The organism is Hahella ganghwensis DSM 17046 (genome assembly GCF_000376785.1).
In the GTDB taxonomy this organism is placed as follows: domain Bacteria; phylum Pseudomonadota; class Gammaproteobacteria; order Pseudomonadales; family Oleiphilaceae; genus Hahella; species Hahella ganghwensis.
Genome location: NZ_AQXX01000020.1, coordinates 1 through 2,333 on the forward strand (window position 1 = coordinate 1; position 2,333 = coordinate 2,333).

Below are 2,333 nucleotides of genomic sequence, written 5' to 3' on the forward strand. Positions count from 1 at the left end.
AGTAGGGTGACACCATGGTTGCGGTCGTAACAGGAGAAGGGTTAGGTCTGTTTGGCAAGGAACTGACGGGCGGGGCAGGTCTGTCCCAACTCCGGCAGGGCCAGTCAGGAGAAGCCGCCTATGTGAATGCGACCACCGGTAACCTGATCCTGCAGACCCGGGACGAATTGCTGATGGGCATTGCCCGGGACAGCAGCCTGGTTCGGACCTACAACAGCCAGGGCCAGTTCACCGATGATAACGGTGACAACTTCTACTTTAACTTCAACCAGACCCTGGAGTTTGACAATGCGACCCTGGGGCAGGCCGGCAGCACCATCACCCGGGTGGCCGGAGACGGCAGCCGCACGGTATACACCTACGATGAGGCGACGGGCCTCTATGTATCCACGGTCGGCAGTGGTGCCCATGACACCATCAGCTACAACCCCAACAGCGTGTACCGTTTTCTGTGGACGGAAGGGTCCACCCGACAGCAGGAAATCTATGATGACCAGGGCGTGCTGTTCGGACTCAAGCATGAAGACGACCCGACCCGGTTAGGGATCAGCCGGACGGCGTCAAAAGTCACGATCGCCAATGCCGCTGGCGAGAAAGTCGAGATCTACTACGACAGCGAAGGGCGCCCGGAGCGTGTCAAAACCCGGCTGGCCAACGGACACCTGCAGGCGACGACCTCCTACCACTATGACAGCCAGGACCGCCTGTATCGGGTCAAAGTCGACATCACCCCGGAAGACAGCAGCATTGCCGATGGTCAGCGATACATGACCACTTATGCCTATGAAGGCACCAGTAAACGGGTCTCGCGCATTGTGCAGAGCGATGGCACGGTACTGAGTTTCGGTTATGAGCTGGTGGACGGGGAATACCGGGTCAGTCGGGTGATGCAGGGGGAAGGAGACGATGCGCTTCTGACCACCTATGCCTATGATCTGGCGAACCGGGAAACGGTGATCACCCGGGTCAGCGACCCCACCACCGAGACCGGTTACCAGACCCTCCTGCGCTATGATGCGGAAGGTCAGATCACCGAGATCGAACGCCCCCAGAATGCCACGGCCAGTGCCCTGCAGCAGTACCGTTATGACAGTGACGGCAATCTGGTGGAAGTGATTGACGCCAGTGGTGCCCGACTCACCTCCCGTTACGATGAACAGGGCAACCTGTTGGAACAGCACGATGCCCTGGGCTTTGTGACCACCTACACCTACAACGACCGTAACCAGATCGAAACCCAGACCCGCTACCAGGTGGCGGATCCGGACGGGATCGAGGGGCCCCAGAGCGCCAGTGACGGACAGACCAGTCGCCGGATCTACGATGACAACGGCCTGCTGCGGTTTGAGATCGATGCCCTGGGCGGCGTGGTCGAATACCAGTACAACGCGCAACATCAACTGCAAACCACCCTCGGTCATACCCAGCGCTATGACCTCAGTGGTCTGGCGGTGGACGCGGTGCCCACATTAAGCACCTTGCAAACCTGGTCCACCGGAGCCCTGCAGGCCGGGGTGAGCCGGGTGGATTATGCCTACGACTTCCGTGGCCAGCTGAGCCAGAAAACCACCTACAGTGAGACCGATGCCAATGGCGCGGGCATCACCGCCACAGCGGCCACAGCCTTCTACGTCTACGACCATAACGGCTGGTTGCTGAAAGAAGTCAGTGCCGGTCACCAGGCACCGGTGGAAACCGCCAATGACCTGCCCAGTGCCATGGGCCACCAGGCCAATAACGGCGAGACCCTGTATGTGTATGACGGCCTGGGGCGTCTGTTGTCGACCAAAGATGCCCTGGGGGTGATTCGTTCAAGCACGGAATACCAGGGCAACCAGGTGGTGACCACCGATGCGGTGGGCCATCAGAGCGTCAGTCACTTCAACAGCGCCGGACAATTGACCCATGTGGTGGAAAACGATGTCAGCAGCACGCTGACAGAACTGTCCCGCACGCACAAGGAATACGATGACCTGGGTCGCTTGATCAAATCGACGGACACCCTGGGCAACAGCACGCACTATGTGTACGACGCCCAGGACCGGGTCAAGTACAGCATTGATGCCGACGGTTATGTGATCGGCCATGTGTACGACACACTGGGCCGGGAAGTGGTTACCCAACGGTTTGAGACCGCCTATCCCGGCCAGGAAATGACCTTGTCTGCCCTGGAAGGCTTTGCGGCAACACAGTCGGCACCGGCGCAGAGCCATACAGTGTACGACGCCAAAGGCCAGCTCAAATACAGCATTGATGCCGAAGGCTATGTCATCGAGCATGAGTATGATGCCCAGGGCCGGGAAGTGGCCACGTACCAGTATAATGCCGTGTAT

1 pseudogene is annotated in these 2,333 nt (G+C 59.2%); it reads left to right on the forward strand.

What is annotated here, in order from left to right:
- Nucleotides 1–14 precede the first annotated feature (14 nt).
- Nucleotides 15–2,333, forward strand: a pseudogene (locus F566_RS31385) (DUF6531 domain-containing protein); the annotation flags it as partial.